Origin of the sequence: Hoeflea marina, from assembly GCF_003182275.1 — a bacterium.
GTDB classification, from domain to species: domain Bacteria; phylum Pseudomonadota; class Alphaproteobacteria; order Rhizobiales; family Rhizobiaceae; genus Hoeflea; species Hoeflea marina.
In genome coordinates, this window is sequence record NZ_QGTR01000008.1 from 102,581 (window position 1) to 102,864 (window position 284).

Consider the following 284-nt stretch of genomic DNA (forward strand, 5'->3'; position numbering starts at 1 on the left):
TCGGTAGAGCGCGCCGCACCCTCCACCCGTCACCCCGGCCCCCGAGCCGGGGTCCAGAGACCCGCGCGTCCGCGCGGTGAGAGACTCCCCCGCACACGCATCAAAGAGTCCCCCGGCTCGCGGACGCTCGCCTGCTGGATGCCGGATCAAGTCCGGCATGACGGTGGAAAGGGCGGCCTCACCCTTCACCCTCATCCTTGTACGTTGCCGAAGGTGTATGATTGTCTCCAGCGGCGGAGGTGCGTGTCATCCCCGAACCTTGAGTTCGTACCTCAGCGAGTGCC